Source organism: Oxalobacteraceae sp. CFBP 8761 (genome assembly GCA_014841595.1).
GTDB lineage: Bacteria > Pseudomonadota > Gammaproteobacteria > Burkholderiales > Burkholderiaceae_D > Telluria.
Genome location: JACYUE010000003.1, coordinates 1 through 25,936, shown reverse-complemented (window position 1 = coordinate 25,936; position 25,936 = coordinate 1). Strand labels below are relative to the sequence as shown.

Genomic DNA, 25,936 nt, shown 5'->3' with positions numbered 1-25,936 from the left:
TGCGGACCGACCCGCCTTACGTGTCGGTCTGCAGGAGATTGCGTGAATTCGCATTCGTGCGAAACACGATCGGCTGCTCGATCACGTGGCCGTTGTCCAGTCCTGCCGGGCGCTGGCTCGCAAAGCGGATCACCTTGTCGACTTCGCCGCGCTTGGGCGACTTGCTGCAGACCGGGTCGGTCGCTGCCGCGTCACCGGCGAGCATGAATGCCTGGCAGCGGCAGCCGCCCAGATCACGTCCCTTTTCGTCGCAACTGCGGCATGGCTCCTGCATCCAGTCATTGCCACGGTACGCGTTGAACGCGGTGCTGGTGCGCCAGATGTCGGCCAGGCCCACGTCGCGCACGTTCGGCAAATTCAAGCCGGGCAGGTCGCGCGCATTGTGGCAGGGCAGCGCCACGCCGTCCGGCGCCACGCCGAGAAACACCGCGCCCCAGCCATTCATGCAGGCCTTGGGGCGGTCCTCGAAGTAATCGGGCACCACGAACAGCAGCTTGCAGGCGTCGCCAATCCGCTCGCGATATTCCGCCACCACGCGTTCGGCATCGCGTACCTGTTCGAGCGTCGGCATCAGCTGGTTGCGGTTCTTCATGGCCCAGCCGTAGTACTGGGTATTGGCCAGTTCCAGGTATTCGGCGCCCAGCGCCAGCGCCATCTCGATGATCTTGCCGACATGCGGCAGGTTATAGCGGTGCAGCACGCAATTCATCACCATCGGATAATCGTATTGCTTGATCAGCTTGGCGACTTTGAGCTTGAGGTCGAAGGTCTTGGTGCTGCTCAGGAAATCGTTGAGCTCACGGGTGGAATCCTGGAACGACAACTGGATATGATCCAGCCCGGCGTTCTTGAGCGCCGCGATGCGGGTTTCATTCAGGCCGACACCCGACGTGATCAGGTTGCTGTAAAAGCCCAGGCGGCGCGCTTCGGCGACCAGTTCTTCGAGGTCGTCGCGCATCAGCGGTTCGCCCCCCGAAAAGCCCAGCTGCACGGCGCCCAATGCGCGCGCCTCGCGCATGACCCGCACCCATTCGCCCGTCGTCAATTCATTGCGCACCGCATCGTAGTTGAGCGGGTTATAGCAAAACGCGCAGTGCAGCGGGCACTGGTAGGTCAGTTCGGCCAGCAGCCAGAATGGCGGCGACACGGTCGGCGCGCCGCTGTTGGCAACATCGGTGGGCAGCATCATTCGATCCACTTGTGCTGATGGGCATGGGCCAGCAGGCCCTCGATATCGGTGCGCAGGCCGGTGGCCTGGAATTTGGTTTCCAGGTCGTGCACGATCTGGTCGACCGTGGTCTTGCCGTCGCAGCATTTCAGGATTTCACCAGCGCTGCCATTTAGTTTGACCATGCCTTCCGGGTACAGCAGCACGTAGGCCTGCTGGGCGTCTTCCCATTGCAGGCGAAAGCGCCGGTTCAGGGCCGGTGTGGCGGGGATGAGGGAATCGTTCATGTCGGGTAGGCTTTTTCGATGGCGTCCAGCATGGCCCACAGGATGTCCAGTTTGAACTTGAGGATCTCGAGTGCGCGCTGCTGCTGTGGCCTGGTCGTGAAATAGTCGAGCGTCACGGCCAGGCCATGGTCGACATCGCGCTGGGCCAGCGGAATCCGGCTGCGGAAATAATGCAGGCCGGCCGGTTCCACCCACGGATACTGGGTGGGCCAGCCGGCCAGCCGGTCCTTGTGGATCTGCGGCGCGAACATCTCGGTCAGCGACGAGCACACCGCCTCTTGCCACGGCGAGCGGCGCGCGAAGTCGACATACGCGTCGCAGGCAAAGCGCACCGCCGGCACCACGTGCTGGAGCGACCACAGTTCGGCGCGGGGAATGCCGGCCGCCTCGCCCAGCTGGGTCCAGGCTTCCATGCCACCCTGGGCGTCGCCCTGGTAATCGTCGTAGCCGTCGTGGTCCAGGATGCGGGCGATCCATAAACGGCGGGTCGCGCGATCGTCGCAATTGGACAGGATCGCGGCATCCTTTTTCGGGATGATGAACTGGTAATAGAAACGGTTGGCGATCCAGCCGCGCAGCTGTTCGGGCGAGCATTGTCCGGCATTCATGCGCAGGTTGAACGGATGATGGATATGGTAGCTCTTGCCCATCGCCCGCAACTGCTGTTCGAATTCGGCGCGCGACCAAGGCGCCAACTGGTCGCTGCTATCGGGGGAGGGCGTCATACGGTGATGTCCATGCCGTCGAACGCGACCTCGATGCCGTGCGTGGCCAGCTCGGCACGCTCGGGCGAGTCTTCGCGCAGGATCGGATTGCTGTTGTTGATGTGAATGAGGATCTTGAGGCGCGCCGGCATGCGCGCCAGCACCTCGATCATGCCGCCCGGGCCGGATTGCGGCAGATGACCCATCATGTGGGCCGTCTTTTTCGACAGGCCGAGCGTGATCATTTCGTCGTCGCTCCAGCAGGTGCCATCGACCAGCAGCACATCGGCCTGGCGCATCGCCGCTTCCACCGCATCGGTCATCTGGCCCAGCCCGGGGGCGTAGAACACGCGCGCACCGCTGGCGCTGTCGTGCAGCATCAGGCCGATATTGTCGCCCGGGTGCGGGTCGTTGCGGTGCGACGAATAAGGCGGCGCCTTGCTCGACAGCGGAACCGGCAGGAACGTCGTGTCGCGCAGTGGCGCAATCGAGAACGACTGGCCGTCAATGGCCAGCGTGTGCGATTCGACGCCGCAATAATGGCCAAGCACGCGCGTGAGCGGCAGCGCGTGCGACAGGTCGGCCAATACCTCGGCGGTCGCATACAGGGGCAGAGGCGTGCCGCGTTCGCGCAGCATCAGCAAGCCGGTCACGTGGTCGATCTGGGCATCCATCAGCAGCACGGCCGCAATACCGGTGTCGCGCACGGCGCGGGCAGGTTGCAGGGCAGGTGTAGCGCGGATTTGCACCAGGATGTCGGGGGATGCATTGACGAGGACCCAGTCGATGCCATCGTCGCTCACGGCGATCGAAGATTGGGTGCGGCTTACAGCCTGGATGGTGCCGTTGCGGATGCCATCACAGTTCAGACAATTACAATTCCACTGCGGAAAACCACCTCCCGCTGCCGAACCAAGAATGCGGATTTTCAACAGCGTATCCAACCTTTCACATGGTTATCGCTGATAACCGGAGTGGCAGGTATCGATGACAGGATCGTTCATCGGTACCTGCCGGAATTAAACATCAACGGTTCAGCACGTACATGGTGATTTCAAAACCCCAACGGAAATCAATTGCTTCAGGTGTTTCCCAGCGCATGGTAAGCCTCCTAGTGAATGCATGATGGTATGTTGCGAGTGATGGTCGTCGGCTACGCGACGACATCTGATTGTGACGCAATCTTGTCGATTCTGCACGACGGCGGGCGCTGCCGTGCGGGGGTATGTACGACGGGGCCGGCGATCGCGCCGGGCTGCCACATTCATCATGCAGTGCACTGCAACGCGGTGTTATTGCTTGACGCCCTCGGCCTGGATGCGCAACGTGACCGGCATCGTGAAGCCATAATCCTTACCGTAATTGATACCAAAGTCGGCACGATTGAATGTGGTAACGGCGTCCGTGCCACACACTTCTTTCTTGAGCATGGGATTGGTAAAGCACTTGTACGAAAGGATCTTCAAGTTGACCGGCTTGGTGACGCCATGCAGCGTCAGTTCGCCGATGACGTCGGTGGGCTTGCCAGCGCCGTTGAACTTGACCGACGTGCCCTTGTAGACGGCGGTAGGGAACTTGGCGGTATCGAAGAATATGTCGCTTTTGAGTTCGGCATCCAGTGCATCGTTACCAATGGCAACTGAGGTCATGTCAATCGTGACATCCAGCGTGCCTTTTTTGGCGGCCGTGTCGATCGTAAAGCTACCGCTGCTTTTGTTGAACTTGCCGCGCCAGATCGAGATGCCGCCGAAGTGATCGGTCTCGAAACTCGGGTAGGTATGGGTCGGGTCGAGCTGGTAGGTGGACGGTGCGGCGATGGCGCCCGAGATGCTGCCAACACCCAGCATGACTGCGGCCAGTAATTTATTGTTCATTCGTGTCTTTCATTGCGTAGATGCCTTGCGGCGTGGAATATAACGGGATGGGTCCGCACGCGACTCGACCGATACGGCCCCGTGTCCAGGTACAACTGCTCAGGTCTGTGTCACTGCAAGGGCAGCGTCAATCTGCGCCTCGGCGCTGGCCCGTGCTTTTTCGACAGCCTCCGGGCCATAGCCCATACCCTCGACGTAGATGAACTGCACATCGGTCATGCCCAGGAATCCCAGCATGGTCTTCAGGTAAGGAACCTGCGTGTCGGTTGGTCCGTCTTGATGCAGGCCACCCCGTGCCAGGGTGACATAGACTTTTTTACCTTTCAGCAGTCCTTCCGGCCCGCTCTCGGTATAGCGGAAGGTAACCTGCGCTCGGGCAATGGCATCGAACCAGCTTTTAAGCTGAATGGTGACGCCGAAGTTGTACATCGGTGCACCGATCACGATCACGTCTGCAGCCTGGACTTCGGCAATCAGGGCATCATCGACAGCAACGCGTGCCGCCTGTTCGCCAGTGCGTTGGTCGGCGGGTGTAAACAGCGCTTTCAAGGCTTGCTCGTCGATCTGGAGCAGGGGATTGGTTGCCAGGTCGTGGCGGATGACCTGGGCGCCAGCGTTCTTTGCGGCAATACCTTTGACAATCAGGTCGGCCAGGCGGGTCGATTCAGAACCAATGCTGCGTGCACTGGAATTGATTTGCAAAATCTTCATTGGATCCTTGTGTGGTTGGTGAAGGGGAATTGTTGAGTGACTGTGTCGGGGCGATGCCGGCTGACCGGGCAGCATGCTCTGAAGAACGCCATCCCGATCGACAAAATGGTGTTTCAAGGCGGCGCCGATGTGCCCGAGAACGACGACGCCGAAGCTCCAGGCAAGGCACTGATGGACAAGTTTTGCCGTGTCATAATATTCAGGTGCCGGTGCAACCAGCATTGGCAGATGAATGAAGCCAAGCATCATGATTGGCTTGTCCGCGACGGAACTCCACATCCACCCGGACAGCGGCAAGGCGATCAACGCCACGGCATACAGTGCGTAATGGCCAAGATGCGCCGCTTTTTTCATCAGCGGCGACATCGTGTCTGGCAACGCCGGCGTTGGATGAATCAAGCGCCAGACAATGCGAAGCGCTGTCAGAAAAATGACCGTGCTGGCGATCGCCTTGTGCAAAAAAGTCAACTGGTGATGGGCGTTAAGTTCATCCCGAAAGTGAACCGCGATGAATCCGATGACCCAGGCAAATATCCAGATCAGCGCCATCAGCCAATGTTGCAACTTCGATATTGGGTTGTAGGCAGTGGCTGTGCTGGTTGTAGTTGCAATGTCAGTGTTCATCATCGGCTCAGGTAGGATAAAATTTAAATCGGTACAGAACTGTACCACCATACGGTACATAAGGTAAAAGTGGACAAAGAAATTGGCGGGATTCAGGTCATTGCACGCGCTGCAGCGATTTTGCGTGCGCTGGGACGCGAAGGAACGAGCTTGGGCAACCTTGCGCGGGCAACTGGCTTGCCACGATCCACGGTACAACGCATCGTTGACGCGCTGGCAATGGAAAATCTGGTGGAGGCCGGTGACGCCGGCGTGCGGCTTGGCTGGGGCCTGGGCCAGCTTGCACAGCTGACCCAATCCGATGTCGTAACGAAGGCGCGGCCAAGCCTCGAAATGCTGTTCGAACTGACCCGTGAAAGCGTTGATATCTCTGCGCGGCAAGGGCACGAGGTCGCCTTTTTGGACCGTATCGTGTCGGACCAGGAGTTGCGCGTCGTTCCGCTTCCCAACAAACCGCGTCCGTTGTACGCGATGGCAAATGGCAAGGCGCTTCTGGCCGGCATGCCAGACAGCGACGTGATCCGTCTGCTGCAAGACAGGATGGTTCCCCTGACGGCCCAGACGCTGACGACGTTGCCGGCGCTTCTGGCGGAACTCGCAATAGCGCGCAACGAAGGTTTTACCTACGATCGGGAAGAACACGCGGCCGGCGTGTGCGCCCTGGGCGCAACCATTTGCATTCCTGGAATGCCGCCGCATGCGATCTCCGTGGCCGTACCAGTTTCACGCTTTGACAGCAAATTGCCGGCACTACGACAAGCATTGCAGCAGGCACGGCTCGCTATCCAGCTTAGTTTGAACGCCGCACGCTTGTAGCAGCGTCGCGTTCCGCAAGCCAGGCCAGGGCGTTTCACGCGCCAGCGGCGAAGCTGCATAGCCGGGCGCGCCAACGGCCGCTTTGTTGTGCTTCCCTAGCGCATCACCAGCGCAGTGCAGCGTCGTCGCCCTCGCCGGCGCTGCGACCGACCCGCCGCTTGTCCGAAAACGCGTCGAGCATGAAGTCGACCATTGCCCTGGTCTTGGCCTGCAGATGGCTTTTGGTTGGAAACAGCATGTAGATATCGGCCGGCGGCGGCGCCCACTGCGCAAGCAGCACGCGCAGCCGGCCGTCGCGCAGGAACGGCGTGACGTCCCATTCCGAGCGCAGGACGACGCCGTGGCCATCCAGCGCCCAGGCCAGCGCGGCCTCGCCGTCGTTGGTGCTCAGGGACCCACGTACCTTGACGGTTTCCTGCTTTGCGCCTTGGCGAAAATGCCAGCTACCGAACGTTTCGTCGCTTTCGCGCAGGACGATACAGCGATGCGACTGCAAATCGCGCGGCGATGTTGGCTCACCGCGTGCGGCCAGATACGCGGGAGAGGCGCACAGGAAACGCCGGTTGCTGGCCAGCTTGCGCGCGGTAATGCGGGCATCGGGCTGTTCACCGAACCGGATCGCCACGTCGAAGCCTTGTTCGACCAGGTTGACAGGACGGTCGGTCAGATGCAGCTGGACTTCGACTTCGGGATAGCGCACTGCAAAGCGTGACAACTGGGGTGTGATATGTCGGCGGCCGAATCCGAGCGTCGCGCTCACTTTCAACAAACCTTGCGGCACCACGCTGCCCCCCGAGATTTTTCGTTCGAGCGCCTCGAGCCCCGCCACCAGCAGTTCGCCCTCGGTCAGATAGGTTTCTCCCTCGGGCGTGAGGCTCATCCGGCGCGTGGTGCGGTTCAGCAAGCGTACGCGCAGGCGCAATTCGATCGCGGCGAGTCGCTTGCTGACTGCGGGTGGCGTCACCCCGAGTTCTTGCGCCGCCGCCGCCATGGTCCCGCGTTTCATCAGCAGCGTAAAAAATGACAGGTCCGATAGTCCGTCCATTATTAACCTTGAAGACCGAATGAAGTGCCGAAAGATAAATTATATGCCTTGGTTTGTTGAATATGATGGTGATATTGCGTAAGCCTCCCAGATTGGCGGCGCAATAGCGAGCTACCCACCAAATTTTCGGAGGAGACATGAAAGTGAAGAACCTTGCCTTGCTGGCCGCGCTGGTGTGTGCAATGAGCGCCGCAGCGGCACAAAACTATCCGGCGCGTCCGATTAGACTGATTGTTCCGTACGCCCCGGCCGGCAGCGCCGATATCGTCGCGCGGCGGATTGCCAGCGAGTGGGCCAAAGAAATCGGCGGCAGCATCTATATTGAAAACAAGGCCGGTGCCGGCGGCAATATCGGCGTCGATGCCGTCGCCAAGGCCGATCCGGATGGCTATACGATCGGCCTGCAGACGGTCTCGCTGGCCATCAATCCTTCGCTCTTCGCCAAACTTCCCTACGACACGCTCAAGGATTTGGCGCCGATCGGGATGGTGGCCACGTCGCAGCATGTGCTGGTTGTCAAACCCGCATTCCCTGCCAGGGACACCCGGCAATTTCTGGCTGCAGTGCGGGCCAGTCCCGGCAAGTTCAACTATGGCTCGGCGGGGCCAGGCAGCACGTTCCACATGGCCGCCGAATTGTTCAAGGACGTCACCAAGACCGACATCGTCCACGTGCCCTACAAGGGCGGCGGTCCGGCGCTGGTCGACACGATGGCCGGGATGGTGGACATGAGCTTTCCCGTTCTGTCCGCTGCGGTCCCGCACGTGCGCGCTGGCAAGCTGCGCGCGATCGGCGTGACCGGCCCAAAACGCTCACCGCTGCTGCCGGACGTGCCGACGCTGCAAGAGTCGGGCGCTACGGGTTATGCGTTTGATACCTGGTTCATCGTGTTCGCTCCGGTTAACACGCCCAAGCCGGTCATCGACAAGCTCAATGCTGCGCTCAACAAGGCGATCGGGTCGCCGGCCCTGAAGGACAAACTGCTCAAGGACGGTTTCGACACCATTCCTTCGACGCCGGCCCAGGCCCAGGCACGTCTCGGGCAGGAGTTGACGATGTGGGGCAAGCTGATCAAAGACCGCGGCATCAGCACCGATTAATCTTTCGCGTCACCACGCACGGACCATGAGCCAAACACTTTACCAAAAACTGGTCGCCTCGCACACGGTCGTGCAACTCGACGATGACAACGTCCTGTTGTATGCCGACCTGCATCTGATGAATGAATATACCAGTCCGCAAGCCTTCGCCGGCCTTCACGAGCGCGGCCTGCAGACCCTGTATCCGGGCCAGAACGTGGCTACCGTCAGCCACATTATTCCAACCCATCCGGACAAATTCCGGATCATTGGCGATGTCGATTCGGCGCGCCAGGCGAGTAATCTCAAGAGCAACTGCGACCGGCATGCGATTCCGCTGTTCGACACCAACGATCGTTTTCAGGGCATCGAGCATGTCATCGCGCCCGAACACGGCATGATTCGACCGGGAATGGTGGTCATCTGCGGCGACAGCCACACCACCACCTACGGCGCGCTGGGCGCACTGGGCTTTGGCATTGGCACCACCGAAGTCGAACATCTGCTGGCGACCCAGACCCTGGTCTATCGTCTGGCGCAGGACATGCGGATCCGGATCGACGGTGCGCTGCCGCCAGGAACCACGGCCAAGGACCTGGTGCTGATGGTCATTGCGCACATCGGTGCCCAGGGCGCGCGCGGCTATGTCGTCGAGTTCTGCGGCTCCACCATTGCGGCGCTGAGCACCGAAGCGCGTTTCACGCTGTGTAATATGGCAGTCGAAGCCGGGGCCCGTGGCGCCTTGATCGCGCCCGACGAGACAGCCATCCGGTACGTGCTGGCGCACTGTCCGGATCTGGCAGGCGATGCTGCCATGCAGGCGCGTGCACGGGCGCACTGGGTGACGCTTCACAGCGACCCCGACGCCCGGTTCGACGTCGAACATCGTTTCGATGCATCGGGTCTGGCCCCGACCGTCACCTGGGGAACCAGTCCCGACCAGGCGGTGCCGGTCACGGGGCGGATCCCGGCTGCGCAGAATGCCTCCGATACCAAGGCCCTCGATTACACGGGCTTGCGCAGCGGCATGTCGCTCGAAGGCGTGGCGATCCAGCACGTGTTCATTGGCTCATGCACGAACGGGCGAATCGAAGATTTGCGCGCAGTCGTCGCCACGATTGGCACGCGCCGCGTGGCACCGGGTGTCAGAGCGATGGTCGTGCCGGGTTCAGGTGCGGTGCGTGACCAGGCTGAGCAGGAAGGCATTGCCGACACGCTGATTGCTGCAGGCTTCGAATGGCGCAAGCCGGGCTGCTCGATGTGCCTGGCCATGAACGACGATGTACTGGCGCCCGGCACGCGCTGCGCTTCCACCACGAACCGCAATTTCGAAGGCCGCCAGGGACGTGGCGCCATCACCCATTTGATGAGTCCGGCCATGGCCGCGGCAGCGGCCGTGACGGGTCACATCACCGACGTGCGAAAGTTGACTGCATCATGAACGACCAATTCATCATCGAAGGCATCGCAGCCCCGCTACCCATTGCCAATCTCGACACAGACCAGATCATGCCGAAACAGTTCTTGCGCGGTATCGACAAGGTGGGGCTGGACCGTGGCGTCCTGCATGATTTGCGTTTTGACGGCAACGGGCAGCCACGCGCGGACTTCGTGTTGCAGCAGCCGGCCTATGCCGGGGCGCCGATCCTGCTTGGCGGGCAGAACTTCGGGTGCGGCTCGAGTCGTGAGCATGCGGTGTGGGGTCTGCTGCAATTTGGCGTGCGTGCGATTGTCGCGTCCAGCTTCGGCGAGATTTTTTACTCGAATGCGATGAACAATGGCCTGATGCTGGCGACCGTGCCGGAAGACGACATGCAGCAGCTGCTCGCGGCAGCAACGGCATGTGCTGCGCCGATGCACGTCCGCATCGATGTCGACCGGCTCGAAGTCGTCAGTTCGTTGGGGGCGATCGGTTTTACGCTGAGTGAACGCCATCGCCGGATGTTCATGGATGGCCTCGACATGCTCGGTGCATCGCTCGTCCACCTGCAGGCGATCGAGGCATTTGCACAACGGTGGCACGTAGCCCATCCCTGGCTCAAGGACGTCGCCCGGGGTGCCAGGACCAGGCTTGACGGGCAAGCCGTGACGCCGCTGCGCTAGCCAACGCCGATCCGGCGGGTGCGGTGGCTGCAGTTTGACGGTGGTGTTATGGCGAGGCCGGCAACGACGTCAACAACACCGTCGTCACTTTGCCATCGGCACCATTGACCAGCTGATACACCCGGTCATACTCGTTGTCCCCAATCTCTGTCCCCGGCGCACCGCCGAACAGGCGTACCAGTTGCGGCAGCGTATTCGAGTGCCCCACCACCAGCACCGGCCCTTGCAGCGCCTTGACCTTGTCCACCAGCGCCTCTGGCCTGCCTGCGTCGTATTGCTGCACGGGCAGGCTGAGTGATGCGGACAGCGGTTTCGCCGTCTCGAGCGTGCGGGCGGTGGCGCTGCTGAAGATGGCCGTGATGCCGGCACGGTGCAGCATCGTTGCGATATTCTGCGCGCGTTGCCGGCCTTGCGGCGTGAGCGACGGGTCGTTGCCGTCGGCGGCTTTTTCGCCGTGGCGCACGAGGTAGATCATGTCTGGCTCAGCCATGGCAGCGCAGGGTGCGAGCAGGGCAGCGACCAGTGCCATTTGTCCCAACAGTTGCAAGGGTCGTGTCAGGGAAAATTGCATCGCAGTCTTTCAGCATGTGGTGGTTAAAAGCAGCGTAGCACGGGGCGGTCAGTTGTCGTGCACGTTGGCGGCGCGATCGGCCGCGACACCCGTGGTGGCGAAGCGTTCGCGATACACTTTCGGCGCAATCCCCAGCTTTTTCAGGAATACGCGGCGCATCTGCGCCTCGTCGCTGAAGCAGGCACGCGCCGCGACCGTCTTCAGCGGCAGCGTCACGTCGGCCAGCAACTGCGTGGCGCGCTCGAAGCGACAGGTTTCGATGAATTCCTGGGTGCTCATGCCCACCTCCTGCTGGAACACGCGGGCGACATGGCGCTCGCTCATCATTGCCTTGTCCGCCAATTGGGCGACCGACAAACGCTCGTGCAGGTTGTCCAGGATCCAGGCCTGCAGCTCGCGGATCGTCGGTTTCGCCGTGCGCTCGCTGAGCAGGTGGGCGCTGAACTGTGACTGGCCGCCCGGACGCTTCAGGTAGACGACCATCTCGGTGGCCACGTCCAGCGCCAGTGCACGGCCGAAGTCCTGTTCGACCAGCGCCAACGCCAGGTCCATGCCGGCCGTGACGCCGGCCGACGTCCAGACATTGCCGGAGCGGATGAAGATGGCGTCGGCATCGATGTCGATGGCCGGGAAATCGGCGTGCAGGCGATCGGCCACGCCCCAGTGCGTGGTGGCGCGTTTGCCGTCGAGCACGCCGGCGGCGGCCAGGAAGAACGCGCCCGAGCACAGGGCGCTCAAGCGCGTCAGGCGCGGGGCGGCATCGCGGATCCAGTCGATTAGGGCGGCGCTTTCGACCAGCGCCGCCTGGATGTGGCGCGCACCGACCACCATCGCGGTGTGGGGCAGGGCCAGCGTGTTGACTACCTTGGTGGCTTCGAGCGACATCAGGGTATCCGAGCGGATCGGCCCGGTCTTGAAGGACGCCACGCGCACATCGTAGCCGGCCGCCTTGCCTTGCCGCGCCAGGTGCAGATTGGCGTATTCGAACACCGACATGGGGCCGATTGCTTCCATCGCCTTGAAGCCGGGGTAGACGACGATGTCGACGGTGATGGTGTCCAGAGGTGGCGCAGAAGGCATCGGCAGGGCGGTCAGTGGCGAAGATCCGGTCATTATTGCACCAAATCCTGCCATTTCCGCCCGGGCGGCGCCGGTGGCCATGGCCGCGCCTGCAGAATGGCGGCATTCCATTTTTTACTCAGCCAGAGACCATCACCATGAAAACCAAAGCAGCCATTGCCTGGCGCGCCGGCGCGCCCTTGACCATCGAAGAAGTCGACCTGGAAGGCCCGCGCGAGGGCGAAGTACTGATTGAACTGAAAGCGACCGGCATTTGTCATACTGATTACTACACGCTGTCGGGCGCCGATCCCGAAGGCCTGTTCCCGGCGATCCTGGGCCATGAAGGCGCGGGCATCGTGGTCGATGTGGGCCCCGGTGTGACGACGTTGAAAAAGGACGATCACGTCATCCCGCTGTACACGCCGGAATGCCGCCAGTGCAAATTCTGCCTGTCGCAAAAGACGAACCTGTGCCAGGCGATCCGCAGTACGCAGGGCCGCGGCCTGATGCCGGATGCGACCAGCCGCTTTTCGCTCGATGGCAAGCCGCTGTTTCACTACATGGGCACGTCGACCTTCTCGAATTACATCGTGGTGCCGGAAATCGCACTGGCGAAAATCCGTGAAGATGCCCCGTTCGACAAGGTCTGCTACATCGGTTGCGGCGTGACGACCGGCGTGGGCGCGGTGCTGTTTTCGGCCAAGGTCGAAGCGGGCGCCAATGTGGTCGTGTTCGGCCTGGGCGGCATCGGCCTGAACGTGATCCAGGCGGCGAGAATGGTGGGCGCCGACAAGATCATCGGTGTCGACATCAACCCGGCGCGCCAGGCCATGGCGCGCAAGTTCGGCATGACCCATTTCGTCAATCCGAAAGAGGTCGAGAATGTCGTCGATGCGATCGTGCAGATTACCGATGGCGGCGCCGACTACAGTTTCGAGTGTGTCGGCAACGTCAACACGATGCGCCAGGCACTTGAATGCACGCACAAGGGCTGGGGCAAGTCGTTCATCATCGGCGTGGCGGCTGCCGGCGAAGAAATCGCCACCCGCCCATTCCAACTGGTGACGGGCCGCGAGTGGCGCGGTTCGGCCTTCGGCGGCGCGCGCGGCCGCACCGATGTGCCGAAGATCGTCGACTGGTATATGGAAGGCAAACTCAATATCGACGACCTGATCACGCACCGCCTGCCCCTCGAGCGCATCAACGAAGGATTCGACCTGATGAAGAGCGGCGAATCGATTCGCTCGGTGGTGCTGTACTGATGCCGTCGGCCGCGGCGGTTCAGGCCAGCGCGGCCACGACAAAGTCGACGAAGGTGCGCACCTTGGCCGACAGGTGCTTGCGGCTTGGATAGAGCGCATGGATGCCCAGCTCGGCTGACTCCCAGCCGGGCAGCACCTGCACGAGCCGCCCGGCCGCCAGATCCTCGCCCACGATAAAGTGCGGCTGGAACACGATGCCGGCCCCGGCGAGCGCCGCCAGGCGGATCATGTCACCATTGTCGGCTTTCATCGGGCCAGTCACCGGCACGGTAACCTGTTCGCCTGCGGACTCGAGGCGCCAGTCGGCGCCACCCCCGCTCAATGAGTAGCTCAGGCACGTATGCCGGCTCAGATCGTGCGGCGTCTGCGGCGTGCCGTGCGCGGCCAGATAGGCTGGCGAGGCGCACACGATGCTGCGCGCGACGCCCAGCTTGCGTGCAATCAGATCCGACTGGGGCAGGGCGCCGATCCGGATCGCCACATCGAAGCCTTCTTCGACCAGGTCGACCTTGCGGTCGGACAGCGCAATATCGAGCTGCACCTGCGGATAGGCCTGGGTGTACGCACCGATGATGCTGCCCAGGCGATGCTGCGCGTAGGACAGCGGGATCGTCACGCGCAGCACGCCGCGCGGCAGCGTCGTCATCTGGCCGGCAATCTGCTCGGCCTCGTTCACATCCCCCAGAATCTGCACGCTGCGCTCGTGGAAGGCGCGGCCCGTTTCCGTCAGGCTCAGGCGCCGCGTGGTGCGGTTCAGCAGGCGCGTGCCCAAGTGCTCTTCCAGCTTTTGTACCTGCTTGGACACCATGGCGCGTGAGACGTCCAGCCGGAGCGCGGCAGCGGCGAAGCTGCCGCTATCGACCACGGCAACATAGGTTTTCATCGAGCCGAGCAAGTCCATTGGTCGGGATTGTCAATCAAAAGGAAATAGTCTAACCACGTTCCCCTGCTTTATCAACGACAGGGACATAGGTACCATGCATGCATCACTTAACGAGGTGCACCATGAATTTGCCCACGATCTTTGTCTCACACGGCTCGCCGATGCTTGCCCTGCAAGACAGCCCGGCACGCCGCTTCCTGCAGGGGCTGGGCCAGACATTGCCACGGCCGAGCGCGATTGCGGTCGTCTCGGCGCACTGGGAAACCGCTGGCGGCCCGGCCGTCTCGCTGGCCACCCAGCCGGAGACGATCCACGACTTTGGCGGCTTTCCGCAAACGCTGTTCGACATGCGCTATCCGGCGCCGGGTGCGCCTGCTGCCGCCGAACGCACGGCGGCGCTGTTCGACGCGGCCGGTATCCCGGTCGGGCGCAGTGCGACACGGGGCCTGGACCATGGCGCGTGGGTTCCGCTCAGCCTGATGTATCCGGCCGCCGACGTGCCAGTGATGCAGATCTCGATCGTCCATGGCGCCAGCCCCGCGCTGCATCAGCAACTGGGCCTGGCGCTGCAGGCCTTGCGCCAGGAGGGCGTGCTGGTCATCGGCTCGGGTTCGCTGACCCACAACCTGTATGAAATCCGCGGCCACAGCGCCGATGCGCCGCCGCCAGCCTGGGTCAGCGACTTCGGCACATGGATGCGCGAGCGGCTGACGGCGAATGACCGCGCAGCCTTGCTGGACTACCGCCAGCTGGCGCCAATGGCTGCAAAAAACCATCCGACCGAAGAACATCTGCTGCCGCTGTTCGTGGCAATGGGCGCGGCCGGGCCCGATGCCAGAGCGTCCGTGCTGCACACGAGTGTCGAACATGGCGTGCTCGCCATGGATGCCTACGCGTTCAATTAATCATTTACCTTGTTTTCATTTACGAAAGAACGATCATGCAAACCACTTCCACACAACTGAATAACAATACCAACGACGCCGGCAAGCTGGTGCTGCGCGTCGCCCTGGCCGCGATGCTGCTGTTCCACGGCGTTGCCAAACTGAGCGGCGGCATTGGTTTTGTTGCCGACATGCTGGCCAAAGCCGGCTTGCCTGCGGTGTTTGGTTACGGGGTATACATCGGCGAAGTCGTCGCGCCGCTGCTCATCCTGGTCGGCCTGTTCACGCGTCCTGCAGCGCTGATCGTGGCCATCAACATGATCGTCGCCGTGCTGCTGGCACACACGAGCCAGTTCTTCACGCTCAACGAAACCGGTGGCTGGGCGCTGGAATTGCAGGGGATGTTCTTCTTTGCCGCAGTGGCGGTCGCACTGCTGGGGGCGGGGCGTTACAGCATCGGTGGCGCCAACGGCCGCTGGAACTGAATCGAGCTGTTTCCAAAGCCGGGGTCAGGTCTGACATTCGGACACGACCTCGGCTTTACTCGGATAAAAGCCGGGGTCAGGTCTGACATTTGGACACGACCTCAGCGCTAGTCAAATGACCTCCCTGGCGTCCTCGAATGCTGAGCAATCTCAGCGCCAGCGATCCCGCATCCGGTAGCGTGGCCGGATGACACGACCACTCAGACTCGACTTTCCCGGTGCGCTGTACCACGTGACGTCGCGCGGTAATCGGCGTAACACGATCTATCGCGATGAAGCCGATCGCCGAATTTGGTTGGAGGTTCTTGCGAAGGTGTGTGAACGCCACCACTGCGTGATCCATAGCTTTTGCCAGATGACCAATCACTACCATCTACTGATCGAAACGGCTGAAGCAAATCTTCCGCAATGCATACGTCAACTCAACGGGTCGTATTCGCAGCATGTCAACAGACGGCATCATCTCGTTGGCCACCTGTTTCAAGGGCGCTACAAGGCGATCCTGGTGCAGAAGGAAAGTTATCTTCTGGAAGTGTCCCGGTACATCGTGTTGAATCCACTACGTGCACATGTTGTTGAAGCGCTGGATCAATGGCGATGGAGCAGTCATCGTTATTTTGTCGGAGATGAAACGCCGCCTGAATGGTTGGCGCGAGATCGGCTCCTGGAGCGCTTCGGTGACACACGCACCAGCGCCATTGAGGCATATCAGGCGTTTGTACTGGCAGGTGTCGGACAAGCAAATCCGCTGGACGCCACCCGCCATCAAATCCTTCTGGGGGATGAAGTTTTCGTATCGGCGCACCAGCAGATGCAGCGATCTGAGGCGCTCATGGAAACCAAGCGGGCGACGCGGCGCGCAGTGGCGCTTCCCTTGGCTGACTATCAGAACACCTATCCCGCCAGGGATGAGGCGATGGCACGCGCCTATCGATCGACCGCCTATACCATGCCGCAGATTGCGATCGCTTTTGGCGTCTCGACCAAAACGGTCAGCCGGGCGGTTGCTGCTTTCGAGAAAGCGAAACCGCATGCTTAGTGCTGAGGCCGTGTCCGAATGTCAGACCTGACCCCGGCTTTGACGTTGAGGCCGTGTCCGAATGTCAGACCTGACCCCGGCTTTGACAATTACAGCTGCGTCAACGAAATCGTCCCCGTTACCGGCGTCGAACACGGCTCTTCATCAAACGCGATATCTCCCAGCGGATTGGCCACGCCATCCGTCTTCAGATCCGCGAAGCCAAACATATTGCGGTCCATCAGATGCGATGGCACCACGGTCGACAGTGACGAGAAGATGCTTTCCACGCGCCCCGGATGTTTCTTCTCCCACTCGCGCAGCATGTTCTTGATCTGCTTGCGCTGCAGGTTCTCTTGCGAGCCGCACAGGTCGCACGGGATGATCGGGAAGCCTTTTACCTCAGCATAGCGCTCCGTATCAGCCTCTTTCACATATGCCATTGGGCGGATCACCATGTGCTTGCCATCGTCCGACACCAGCTTGGCCGGCATCCCCTTCAGCTTCCCGCCGAAGAACATGTTCAGGAAGAAGGTTTCGAGGATGTCGTCGCGGTGGTGGCCCAGCGCGATCTTGTTGCAGCCCAGCTCATCGGCCACGCGGTACAGGATGCCGCGCCGCAGCCGGGAGCACAGCGAGCAGGTGGTCTTGCCTTCCGGGATCAGGCGCTTGACGATGCTGTAGGTGTCCTGGTTTTCGATGTGGTAGTCCACGCCGAGCTTGTCCAGGTAGGCCGGCAGGATGTCGGCCGGGAAGTTCGGCTGCTTCTGGTCGAGGTTGACCGCGACGATGTCGAAGTGGATCGGCGCGCGTTCGCGCAGCGTCAGGAGGATGTCCAGCAGCGCGTAGCTGTCCTTGCCACCCGACAGGCACACCATCACCTTGTCGCCGTCTTCGATCATGTTGAAGTCGCCGATGGCCTGGCCGACCTGGCGGCACAGGCGCTTGTGCAGCTTGTGGTTTTCGTGGGCGATCTTTTCCTGCTTTTTGGCGTCGATCACGGGGGCGGCCTCGCCCAGCGGAAAATCGGCCTCGGTCAGGCGCTCGATAACGGTTTCGTTCATGCTTCGTCCTTGACACGGAATACTTCGACACCGACGCCTTCGCAGTCGGCATACACGTCGGGTTTCATCGTCGACACGCCCGCCGCGCGCACGCGCGGATGGGCCAGCATGGCCTCGACCATGTCGTCGCACAGTGTTTCTTGCAGATGGATATGGCCTTTGGCGATGCGCTGGGCCACCGTCTCGCGCATGAAGTCGTAGTCGACCACTTCAGCCAATTGATCGGCCTTCGGCGTCGACATCTCAAGCGGAATGTACAGCTCAACATTGATCAGCACACGTTGCTCGCCCTTCTTTTCGAAATCGTGCACGCCGATATTGATCATCACTTCGTAATTGCGCAGGAACAGCCGGCGGCAATCGCGCAAGCTCGGGTGGGACAGGGCGGACAACATGGTTAAGCCTTTTGGATAGATGATTCGGTGCTGCGGTTGTTGGGGTCGTCGCTGCGCGGTTCGGTCAGAAACATGACGTCGCGCGTCGATGGCATCAGGTGCTGGCCGCCATCGACCAGCAGGGTCGTGCCCGTCAGCGCGCGGGCGCTGGCGGCGTACACGACCGCGTCGGCAATGTCCTGCGGTGTCGAGGAGCGCCCCAGCGGCGTGGCGCGGTGCGCCTGCGTAAAACCTTCCTCGCTCTGCTCGCCCGAGACCAGCGTGATGCCGGGCGCCACGCCCACCACGCGCACGGTCGGCGCCAGCGCTTGCGCCAGCATCGTGGTAGCTGCGTGCAGCGCTGCCTTGGACAAGGTGTACGACAGAAAATCCGGGTTGAGATTGTACAGTTTCTGGTCGAGCAGGTTGATGATCACGGCTTGCTCGCCCTGCGGCGTGGCCGCATGCAGCGCCTGCGCCAGCAGCAGTGGCGCTGTGACATTCGCGGCCATATGCGCGTTCAACAGAGTCGGCGAAAAGTCGGTGGCGCTGTCGTATTCGAACAACGACGCGTTGTTCACGATGCACGTCAACGTGCCGAGCGCGTCGATGGCGCGGCCCGCCAGCAGGCGCACGGCGGCATCGTCGGCCAGGTCGCACTGCAGCAGCACGGCGCGCCGGCCCAGCGCCACGATGGCGTCGCGGGTGGCGATCGCATCCTGTTCGGAATGGCGGTAGTGCAGCGCGAGATCCCAGCCGGCCCTGGCCAGGCCCAGCGCAATGGCGCGCCCGAGACGGCGGCCGGCGCCGGTCACCAGCGCGACCCGGGGCAGGGCGGTTGGAGCTGTGTCGGTCATCATGGGTGATCAAGCCTGAACATCAGGCAGTAAATTGTTGATAAAAGCGAATCTGGCTACAATGCCGGCATGTCCCTGCCCGCCCCCGACCACGACGCCCTGGCCGCGTCCCACGCCCTGCAACAACTCATCGCTGACGAGATCGAACAATCCGGTGGGCAGATCGCGTTTTCGCGGTTCATGGAACTGGCCCTGTACGCGCCGCGCCTCGGGTATTACAGCGGCGGCGCCGCCAAGCTCGGCGCCGAGGGCGATTTCATCACCGCGCCCGAGATGACGCCGCTGTTCGGGGCAACGGTGGCGCGCGTGGCAGCCGCTATTATCGCCCAAAGCGCGCCCGACATCATCGAGTTCGGCGCCGGCACCGGTCGCCTGGCGCGCGATGTGCTGGCTGCGCTGGCGCGCCAGGGCGTCGCCGTCAACTCGTACACGATCATCGAATTGTCGGGCGAACTGCGTGCGCGCCAGCAGGCCAACCTGGCCGATCTGCCGCAGGTACGCTGGCAGGACGCCATGCCGGAGCACTTCAGCGGCGCGGTGCTGGCCAATGAAGTGCTCGATGCGATGCCGGTCGAGCTGGTGATCCGCACCCGGGACGGCTGGCGCCGCCAGATGGTCACGATCGAGGACGGCGCATTCGCGTTTGTCCAGGCGCCGCTTGATGCCGCCCTGCACGAGCAGCTGGTGCGCCAGGTGCCCGACCATGAACAGATGATCGAAGGCTATGTCACCGAGCTGCACCCGGTCGGCGCCGGCTTCATGGGCTCGCTGGCAACGATGTTCGCGGGTGGCCGCGGCGCGGCAATCCTGTTCGACTACGGTTTCCCGGCCCACGAGTACTACCTCGACCAGCGCATCGGCGGCACCCTGATGTGCCACTACCGCCATCACGCGCACCCCGATCCGTTCTATCTGCCGGGCCTGCAGGACATTACGGCCCACGTCGATTTCACGGCGATGGCGCTGGCGGCCCAGGATGCGGGCCTGCCGGTGCTGGCCTACATGAGCCAGGCCGCGTTCCTGATCGGTGGCGGGATTGGTGAATTGTTGCTTGAAAACAACCCCGAGGATGCACTGCGCTTCCTGCCACAGTCGCGCGCCGTGCAAAAGCTCGTCTCACCAGCGGAAATGGGCGAATTATTCAAGGTGCTGGTGGTCGGGCAGGCTGTAACATTGCCCCATGCAATCGTCCAGGCCGACCGCAGTCATCGCCTGTGACAATTGTGATATCTTGCACAACGGACACAATTGCGTCTAAGCTGTACGACATTCCAGTGCCAGGGTCCGGCCATCCGCCTCGGCCGAGGACGTAGCATCAATGGCAGGCATCAGCGGGCAGATTTGACACACCATGGCCAAGATTCACACACACTATGACAACCTGAAGGTGTCGCGTCACGCGCCCCAGGAAGTCATTCGTGCATCGTACAAGGCGCTGAGCCAGAAATACCATCCCGACAAGAATCCGGGCGACGAAAAGGCCGCCCGCATCATGGCCGTCGTCAATTCGGCCTACAACGTCCTGGCCGATCCGGTGCGCCGCAAGGAGCATGACGAGTGGATTGCATCCGAAGAATGGGAAGTCGAGTGGCTGGAAAGCTCGAACGCCAAGGATGGCCAGCTGCGCAAGGGCGGCGACGCGGGTGACGCCCCGTCAGCCCACAAGCCGCGCCGCGCACGCCTGATGCGCGATCCGCGCTGGTGGCTGGGGCTGACCATCTGCTTCGTGGCCGGCGCCGCCACTGCCGTCCTGCTCATCGGGCAACCGGGCATGATGCCCGGCGCGCTGGCCTGGAGCGGTGTGCAAAAGCCCGTGAGCGTGCTGGCCAGCACGCCGCCGGCTGCAGCGACGCCTGCAATTGCAGCCGCCGAGCCCGCGCCCGCGCCGGATACCTGGGCCGGCCGTGGTACGCCTGCCGTTCGCACACTCGGCATCGCCCAGCTGGTGGTGCCTGACCGCGTGCCCGATTGCAGCACCGACCTGCAAACCCTGACGGCGCCAGGCGGCGAGCCGTGGCCAGCCGAGTCGGCCTATCTGCCGGGCTACCCGGTGGGGAATGAGGGCGCCGGGATGCAGGTGACGATCGACAATAGCGCGAACGCGTCGCCGGTGTTCGTCAAGCTGTACGACCTGGAGCGCCGCGCAAACGTGCGCCACGCCTTCGTGCAGCCGCGTGCGACGTTCACGCTCGACAGGCTGACGCCCGGCAAGTACGAGGTGCACTACCAGAACGTCGTCGTCGGCGCCGGCAAGGGCGAGTGCGACAGCCGCCAGCCCGCTCCGTAAGTTGTCGTTTTTTATGTGCCGTGCCTGCTTGCGGCACAGCGCATCATGCCAATTTCATTTAATTCGTTCTGCGCCGTAATATACTGGGTCGATACTGCGTGCCCATGCAGCCGCCCCACGCCCAACGCAGGCCAACACGGACCACAATGAACGAACTGGAAGGCCTGACGGCCCTGATCATCGAGCCACACGCAGGGATGCGCGCCAGCATCCACAGCATGCTCACGCTGTGCGGCCTGAACCGGATCGAGCACGCCAGCACGTCCAACCAGGCGATCAAGCACCTGGGCCTGCGCCAGTTCGACCTCGTCCTTTGCGAATACGACCTCGAAGGCGGCCAGGATGGCCAGCAGTTGCTCGAAGACCTGCGCCACCACAAGCTGATGCGCCTGGCCACGATGTTCTTCATGGTCACCGCAGAAGGCAACCACAGCAAGGTGGTTAGCGCGGCCGAGCTCGCGCCGACCGACTACGTCCTCAAGCCGTTCACTGCCGATCGCCTGCTCGAGCGCATCGGGCGCGCACTCGAAAAGCGCAATGCCTTCCTTCCCGTGTACACGCTGATGGAGGCGGGCGACCAGGTGGAGGCGGTTGCTGCCTGCATCGAGGGCCAGCGCCTGCACACGCGCTATGCCATCGACTTTTTGCGCCTGCGCGCCGAGCTGCACATGTTCCTGGGGCAGGCCGAGCTGGCCGAGCCGATTTATCGGCACCTGGTCGAGATCAAGGCGATTGCCTGGGCCCGGCTTGGGCTGGCCAAGACGCTGTTCGTGCGCAAGCGCCTGGCCGAAGCCAAGGAAATCCTCGAAGAGCTGGTCGACACCAACCGCAATTTCGTCGACGCCTTCGACTGGCTGGCGCGTACCCACGCCGCGGCTGGCGAGCTCGACAAGGCGCAGGCCGTGCTTGCCGATGCCGTGGCCGTCTCGCCCCACGCGGTGCGGCGCCTGCGTACGCTGGCCGACATCGCCTTCGACGCAGGCGACATCGACACCGCCGAAAAGTCGCTGCGCCAGGTGGTGGGCAAGGCCAAGTATTCCGAGTTCCGCGATCCCGAAGACCACGTCAAGCTGGTGCGCACGCTGGTGGGCAAGGGCGATCCGGTGGGCGCAGCGGCGGTGGTGCGCGATCTCGACCGCACGATGGGCGGGCGCGCCACGACGGTCCTGTGCAGCGCGGTAGCCTCGGCCCTGGTGCACGAATACACCGGCAACGACGTGCGCCTGGGCGAATCATTGACCACGGCGGTGGCGGCTTGCCAGGATGCGCCGGGCGTGTCGGTCGACATCAAGCTCGAGCTCGCCCGCACGTGCCTCGACCATGGTATGGAAGAGGGCGCCTGCTCGGTCGTGCGCGACGTGATGCGCAATGCCGGCGACGAGGCCGTGATGGCGCGCGCGGTGGGCGTGATGGAAAGCGCGGGCAAGGGCGAACTGGCCCGCTCGATGGTCAAGGAAAGCCGCCAGCACGTGGTCGACCTGGTCGCCAGCGGCGCCGCGCGCGCCAAGAGCGGCGATTACCGGGGCGCGGTCACGCTGATGCTCGAGGCGGCGCACAAACTGCCGAACAATCCGTCGGTGGCGTTCAATGCTGCGCTCGCGGTGCTGCGCTGCCTGGAAGCAGGCGGCTGGGACGAGCGGCTTGGTGGCCAGGTACCGACCCTGATCGCCAATGTGCGCAAGCTCGACCCGCTCAATCCCAAGCTGCCGGCGCTGGCCGCGCTGTTCCAGCAAGTGCTCAAGCAGTACGACCAGGGCGTGCGCCAGGGGCTGCGCATGCCCGCGCCCAAGGCGGACTGACGATGGCCGACCTTCCCCACGGCGCCCGGAGTCACCCCGCGTCGGGCCGGGTGCGCGATGCGCTGATGCGCAAGCTGAGCGGCACCGAGCGCATGTTCAGTCTTGGCGGCACCATGACACGCGTGATCAGCATGGGCTACAGCGTCGACGAGGGCTCGGCCGACCTCGCGTATTACGTGATGGCCGACGTGGCGCTGACCCAGCGCATCCTGCGCCTGTCGAACACGGTGGCGTACCGCACGCAGCTGGGCGCGCCGGTGACGACGATCTCGCGCGCCATCTCCCTGCTCGGCTTTGACAATGTGCGCGCCGCCGCGCTGGCGATGCTGCTGGTCGACGCGCTCGACGTGGCCGAGCACGGCGTGCGGGTCGAACTCCAGGCGGCGTTGTGCGCCAGCCTGGTGGGCCAGGAAATGGCGCACCGCAGCCTCCATCCGGGCGCCGAAGAAGCGGGGATCTGCGCGCTGTTCAAGAATCTGGGGCCGATGCTGCTGGCCAGCCACGAGCCGGAGCGCTACCGCGAGATCGCGGCTCTGGTCGCCACTGGCAAGCACACCCATGCGCAGGCGTCGCGCCTGATCCTGGGCTGCACCTTCGAGATCCTGTCCGAGGCCGTGCTGCGCGAATGGCAATTGCCCGCGCTGATTATCGACGCCCAGGCCCCGCCGGCACCCGGCACGCTCGCGGTCGCGCCGGAGCGCGCCGAGTGGATGCGCCAGGTGGCCGCATTCAGCCAGGACGTGGCGCGCTTGATGGGCCATCACCATGATCCGGCCAATTCGCCCGAAGCCGGGGCGCTGCTGGCACGCTACGGCGTGGCGCTCGGGCTCGACATGCCCGGGCTGGCAGCGCTGTTCGACACCGTCCAGGAAAGCATGAACGGCATGCTGCAGAGCATGAACATGGAGCGCGCGCCCAAGACCGATCCGAAGGCCGGCAGCAGCCTGCCGAATGTGCTGGCGCTGGCGATGCTGGACGCAGGCGAGGCCGACGACGGCGAGTTCTACCCCAGTGGCAAGCCGAAGAATGCGCGCGACCTGCTGCTGGCCGGTGTGCAGGATGTGTCGGTGCTGGGGGGATCTGCCACGAGCGCCAATGACGTCATCATGGCCGTGCTCGAAACGCTGTACGGCGCGCTGGGCTTTCGCTTTGCCACCATCTGCCTGCGCGACGGCCGGACCGGCACCTTCCGGGCGCGGGCGTCGCTGGGGGAGAACAAGGCCGAGCTGCAGGCCGGCTTCACGTTCCCGTGCGCATTCACACGCGACCTGTTCCACCTGGCGCTGGAAAACAATGCCGACATGATGATCCCGGACGCCTTCAGCCCCAAGATCCGCGACCTGCTGCCGGCCTGGTACAAGACGCTGCTGCCGGACGCCGAGAGTTTCATCGTGCTGCCGCTGGTGGTGGGCAAGGCGCAGCTGGGGCTGTTCTACGCGGACCGCATCTTTACGGCGCCCGAAGGCGTGCCGCCGGACGAGACGGCGCTGATCAAGGCGCTCAAGGCGCAAGTGCTGGCCGCACTGGCGCCGGCTTGACGAACAAACCAAGTTTTTTTCACGCTGCGCAAAATGACCCTTGCGGCTTTAGAGTCGGACCGTTACAATCACGCCCCGAAGCAACGCTGTCAGGCGAAGTGGAAAAACCTTCTACCCAAACCTGATTGACAGTACGTTGAGCTTGCTTCATACTCTGCGGTTCTTCGCGGTGGGGTGGCCGAGTGGTTAAAGGCAGCAGACTGTAAATCTGCCCTCTCTGAGTACGCTGGTTCGAATCCAGCCCCCACCACCAAAAGAAGATCGTGAAGTCGAATTGAAGTTGTACCTCGCGGGTGTAGCTCAATGGTAGAGCAGAAGCCTTCCAAGCTTACGACGAGGGTTCGATTCCCTTCACCCGCTCCAGTGTTTTGCGGTGTGCAAGTTGAACATCGCACCAAATCAGCCCTTGTAGCTCAGTGGTAGAGCACTCCCTTGGTAAGGGAGAGGCCACGTGTTCAATCCACGTCAAGGGCACCAGAATTTTGTACGGCAGTCGCGTTGCACTCGTCCGTCAGGTGTGCCTGGTAATTCTCAAAAATATCGTTAGATCTTAGGAGTCTGAAATGGCAAAAGGTAAATTCGAACGGACCAAGCCGCACGTAAACGTCGGCACTATCGGTCACGTTGACCACGGCAAAACCACGCTGACGGCTGCAATCGCGACCGTCCTGTCGAAGAAATTCGGCGGCGAAGCCAAGGCCTACGACCAGATCGACGCGGCACCAGAAGAAAAAGCACGCGGCATCACCATCAACACCGCGCACGTCGAGTACGAGACCGAAAACCGTCACTACGCTCACGTTGACTGCCCAGGCCACGCCGACTACATCAAGAACATGATTACCGGTGCTGCGCAGATGGACGGCGCGATCCTGGTGTGCTCGGCCGCTGACGGCCCAATGCCACAGACCCGCGAGCACATCCTGCTGGCCCGTCAGGTTGGCGTTCCATACATCATCGTGTTCCTGAACAAGTGCGACCTGGTCGACGACGCAGAGCTGCTGGAACTGGTCGAAATGGAAGTGCGTGAGCTTCTGTCGAAGTACGAGTTCCCAGGCGACGACGTCCCAATCATCAAGGGTTCGGCACGTATGGCCCTCGAAGGCAAGCCGGGCGAAATGGGTGAAGAATGCATCACCCGTCTGGCCGAAGCCCTCGACACCTACATCCCAACGCCAGAGCGCGCTGTTGACGGTGCGTTCCTGATGCCAGTGGAAGACGTGTTCTCGATCTCGGGTCGCGGTACCGTTGTGACCGGTCGTGTCGAGCGCGGCGTTGTCAAAGTCGGCGAAGAAATCGAAATCGTCGGCATCATCGACACCGTCAAGACCACTTGCACCGGCGTGGAAATGTTCCGCAAGCTGCTGGACCAGGGTCAAGCTGGCGACAACGTCGGCCTGCTGCTGCGCGGTACCAAGCGTGAAGATGTCCAGCGTGGTCA

At 62.6% G+C, this 25,936-nt stretch carries 27 protein-coding genes, 3 tRNA genes and 1 pseudogene; 16 read left to right on the top strand and 15 right to left on the bottom strand.

Annotated elements, in window-relative coordinates:
• Positions 1 to 16: 16 nt before the first annotated feature.
• The 8 genes and pseudogenes from pqqE to IFU00_18025 all read right to left on the bottom strand — a co-directional run bounded on the left by pqqE (position 17) and on the right by IFU00_18025 (position 5,368).
• On the bottom strand, positions 17 to 1,189 hold the full coding sequence (gene pqqE, locus IFU00_18060; GenBank protein MBD8544185.1) for a pyrroloquinoline quinone biosynthesis protein PqqE: 1,173 nt from the start codon (positions 1,187 to 1,189) through the stop codon (positions 17 to 19).
• Positions 1,186 to 1,455 (bottom strand): pyrroloquinoline quinone biosynthesis peptide chaperone PqqD, encoded by a 270-nt coding sequence (pqqD, locus tag IFU00_18055; protein ID MBD8544184.1) that lies wholly within the window; start codon positions 1,453 to 1,455, stop codon positions 1,186 to 1,188. Before pqqD ends, pqqE begins: the two co-directional genes overlap by 4 nt.
• Positions 1,452 to 2,180, bottom strand: a complete 729-nt coding sequence (pqqC, locus tag IFU00_18050) for a pyrroloquinoline-quinone synthase PqqC (protein MBD8544183.1) — start codon at positions 2,178 to 2,180, stop codon at positions 1,452 to 1,454. The genes pqqD and pqqC overlap by 4 nt, the downstream gene beginning before the upstream one ends.
• Complete coding sequence (gene pqqB / locus IFU00_18045; protein ID MBD8544182.1) at positions 2,177 to 3,094, bottom strand: pyrroloquinoline quinone biosynthesis protein PqqB; 918 nt, start codon at positions 3,092 to 3,094, stop codon at positions 2,177 to 2,179. Before pqqB ends, pqqC begins: the two co-directional genes overlap by 4 nt.
• Before the next feature lie 91 nt (positions 3,095 to 3,185).
• A complete protein-coding gene (gene pqqA / locus IFU00_18040; protein MBD8544181.1) occupies positions 3,186 to 3,260 on the bottom strand; it encodes a pyrroloquinoline quinone precursor peptide PqqA in 75 nt (24 codons plus the stop codon).
• A 191-nt stretch (positions 3,261 to 3,451) separates the two neighbouring features.
• A complete protein-coding gene (locus IFU00_18035; protein MBD8544180.1) occupies positions 3,452 to 4,033 on the bottom strand; it encodes a polyisoprenoid-binding protein in 582 nt (193 codons plus the stop codon).
• Positions 4,034 to 4,132: 99 nt separating this feature from the next.
• A complete protein-coding gene (locus IFU00_18030; protein ID MBD8544179.1) occupies positions 4,133 to 4,744 on the bottom strand; it encodes an NAD(P)H-dependent oxidoreductase in 612 nt (203 codons plus the stop codon).
• A gap of 60 nt (positions 4,745 to 4,804) precedes the next feature.
• Positions 4,805 to 5,368 (bottom strand): annotated as a pseudogene (locus IFU00_18025) (cytochrome b).
• Between the two features lie 69 nt (positions 5,369 to 5,437).
• Between IFU00_18025 and IFU00_18020 the strand changes: the two are divergent.
• Positions 5,438 to 6,184: an IclR family transcriptional regulator gene (locus tag IFU00_18020; GenBank protein ID MBD8544178.1), complete on the top strand. Its 747-nt coding sequence runs from the start codon at positions 5,438 to 5,440 to the stop codon at positions 6,182 to 6,184.
• 103 nt (positions 6,185 to 6,287) lie between these two features.
• Here IFU00_18020 and IFU00_18015 read toward each other — a convergent pair whose 3' ends face one another.
• Positions 6,288 to 7,229 carry a LysR family transcriptional regulator gene (locus IFU00_18015; protein MBD8544177.1) on the bottom strand — a complete coding sequence of 314 codons (942 nt, stop codon included), beginning with the start codon at positions 7,227 to 7,229 and terminating at the stop codon, positions 6,288 to 6,290.
• Positions 7,230 to 7,366: 137 nt separating this feature from the next.
• Here IFU00_18015 and IFU00_18010 point away from each other — a divergent pair, with 137 nt between their 5' ends.
• From IFU00_18010 to leuD, 3 genes are read left to right on the top strand one after another with little or no spacing between them, the layout of a single operon-like run.
• Positions 7,367 to 8,329: a tripartite tricarboxylate transporter substrate binding protein gene (locus tag IFU00_18010; protein MBD8544176.1), complete on the top strand. Its 963-nt coding sequence runs from the start codon at positions 7,367 to 7,369 to the stop codon at positions 8,327 to 8,329.
• Positions 8,330 to 8,354: 25 nt separating this feature from the next.
• The gene (gene leuC, locus IFU00_18005; protein ID MBD8544175.1) at positions 8,355 to 9,749 is read left to right on the top strand and encodes a 3-isopropylmalate dehydratase large subunit; all 1,395 of its coding nucleotides are present in this window, start codon (positions 8,355 to 8,357) and stop codon (positions 9,747 to 9,749) included.
• Positions 9,746 to 10,411, top strand: a complete 666-nt coding sequence (leuD, locus tag IFU00_18000) for a 3-isopropylmalate dehydratase small subunit (protein MBD8544174.1) — start codon at positions 9,746 to 9,748, stop codon at positions 10,409 to 10,411. Before leuC ends, leuD begins: the two co-directional genes overlap by 4 nt.
• Positions 10,412 to 10,457: 46 nt before the next feature.
• Here the strand turns inward: leuD and IFU00_17995 are convergent, their stop codons facing one another.
• Positions 10,458 to 10,982, bottom strand: a complete 525-nt coding sequence (locus IFU00_17995; protein ID MBD8544173.1) for a histidine phosphatase family protein — start codon at positions 10,980 to 10,982, stop codon at positions 10,458 to 10,460.
• Between the two features lie 48 nt (positions 10,983 to 11,030).
• Entirely contained in the window at positions 11,031 to 12,062 is a 1,032-nt protein-coding gene (locus IFU00_17990; protein MBD8544172.1) for a DJ-1/PfpI family protein, read from the bottom strand.
• Between the two features lie 137 nt (positions 12,063 to 12,199).
• On the opposite strand from IFU00_17990, the gene IFU00_17985 reads away from it, so the two are divergent.
• Positions 12,200 to 13,306: an S-(hydroxymethyl)glutathione dehydrogenase/class III alcohol dehydrogenase gene (locus tag IFU00_17985; GenBank protein MBD8544171.1), complete on the top strand. Its 1,107-nt coding sequence runs from the start codon at positions 12,200 to 12,202 to the stop codon at positions 13,304 to 13,306.
• Between the two features lie 19 nt (positions 13,307 to 13,325).
• Here IFU00_17985 and IFU00_17980 read toward each other — a convergent pair whose 3' ends face one another.
• Entirely contained in the window at positions 13,326 to 14,207 is an 882-nt protein-coding gene (locus IFU00_17980) for a LysR family transcriptional regulator (GenBank protein MBD8544170.1), read from the bottom strand.
• 104 nt (positions 14,208 to 14,311) lie between these two features.
• On the opposite strand from IFU00_17980, the gene IFU00_17975 reads away from it, so the two are divergent.
• From IFU00_17975 to IFU00_17965, 3 genes are all read left to right on the top strand, one after another.
• Positions 14,312 to 15,094 (top strand): dioxygenase, encoded by a 783-nt coding sequence (locus IFU00_17975; GenBank protein ID MBD8544169.1) that lies wholly within the window; start codon positions 14,312 to 14,314, stop codon positions 15,092 to 15,094.
• A gap of 35 nt (positions 15,095 to 15,129) precedes the next feature.
• Positions 15,130 to 15,558 carry a DoxX family protein gene (locus tag IFU00_17970; GenBank protein MBD8544168.1) on the top strand — a complete coding sequence of 143 codons (429 nt, stop codon included), beginning with the start codon at positions 15,130 to 15,132 and terminating at the stop codon, positions 15,556 to 15,558.
• Positions 15,559 to 15,745: 187 nt separating this feature from the next.
• A complete protein-coding gene (locus tag IFU00_17965) occupies positions 15,746 to 16,597 on the top strand; it encodes a transposase (protein ID MBD8544167.1) in 852 nt (283 codons plus the stop codon).
• Between the two features lie 89 nt (positions 16,598 to 16,686).
• On the opposite strand, the gene ttcA is transcribed toward IFU00_17965, so the two are convergent.
• The 3 genes from ttcA to IFU00_17950 are packed head-to-tail and all read right to left on the bottom strand — an operon-like array spanning position 16,687 to position 18,874.
• Entirely contained in the window at positions 16,687 to 17,640 is a 954-nt protein-coding gene (gene ttcA, locus IFU00_17960) for a tRNA 2-thiocytidine(32) synthetase TtcA (protein MBD8544166.1), read from the bottom strand.
• Positions 17,637 to 18,035 carry a dihydroneopterin aldolase gene (locus tag IFU00_17955; GenBank protein MBD8544165.1) on the bottom strand — a complete coding sequence of 133 codons (399 nt, stop codon included), beginning with the start codon at positions 18,033 to 18,035 and terminating at the stop codon, positions 17,637 to 17,639. Before IFU00_17955 ends, ttcA begins: the two co-directional genes overlap by 4 nt.
• A 2-nt stretch (positions 18,036 to 18,037) precedes the next feature.
• A complete protein-coding gene (locus IFU00_17950; GenBank protein ID MBD8544164.1) occupies positions 18,038 to 18,874 on the bottom strand; it encodes an SDR family oxidoreductase in 837 nt (278 codons plus the stop codon).
• Between the two features lie 66 nt (positions 18,875 to 18,940).
• On the opposite strand from IFU00_17950, the gene IFU00_17945 reads away from it, so the two are divergent.
• The 8 genes from IFU00_17945 to tuf all read left to right on the top strand — a co-directional run.
• Positions 18,941 to 20,089: an SAM-dependent methyltransferase gene (locus IFU00_17945; GenBank protein ID MBD8544163.1), complete on the top strand. Its 1,149-nt coding sequence runs from the start codon at positions 18,941 to 18,943 to the stop codon at positions 20,087 to 20,089.
• 133 nt (positions 20,090 to 20,222) lie between these two features.
• On the top strand, positions 20,223 to 21,158 hold the full coding sequence (locus tag IFU00_17940) for a J domain-containing protein (protein ID MBD8544162.1): 936 nt from the start codon (positions 20,223 to 20,225) through the stop codon (positions 21,156 to 21,158).
• A gap of 146 nt (positions 21,159 to 21,304) precedes the next feature.
• Positions 21,305 to 22,957 (top strand): response regulator, encoded by a 1,653-nt coding sequence (locus IFU00_17935; protein ID MBD8544161.1) that lies wholly within the window; start codon positions 21,305 to 21,307, stop codon positions 22,955 to 22,957.
• Positions 22,958 to 22,959: 2 nt separating this feature from the next.
• Positions 22,960 to 24,495, top strand: coding sequence for an HDOD domain-containing protein (locus IFU00_17930; protein ID MBD8544160.1), 1,536 nt, complete (start codon positions 22,960 to 22,962; stop codon positions 24,493 to 24,495).
• Between the two features lie 168 nt (positions 24,496 to 24,663).
• Positions 24,664 to 24,748, top strand: a tRNA-Tyr gene (locus tag IFU00_17925).
• A 36-nt stretch (positions 24,749 to 24,784) separates the two neighbouring features.
• A tRNA-Gly gene (locus IFU00_17920) sits at positions 24,785 to 24,858 on the top strand.
• 39 nt (positions 24,859 to 24,897) lie between these two features.
• Positions 24,898 to 24,972, top strand: a tRNA-Thr gene (locus IFU00_17915).
• 86 nt (positions 24,973 to 25,058) lie between these two features.
• A partial coding sequence (gene tuf, locus IFU00_17910; protein MBD8544159.1) for an elongation factor Tu occupies positions 25,059 to 25,936 on the top strand: 878 nt, incomplete at its 3' end.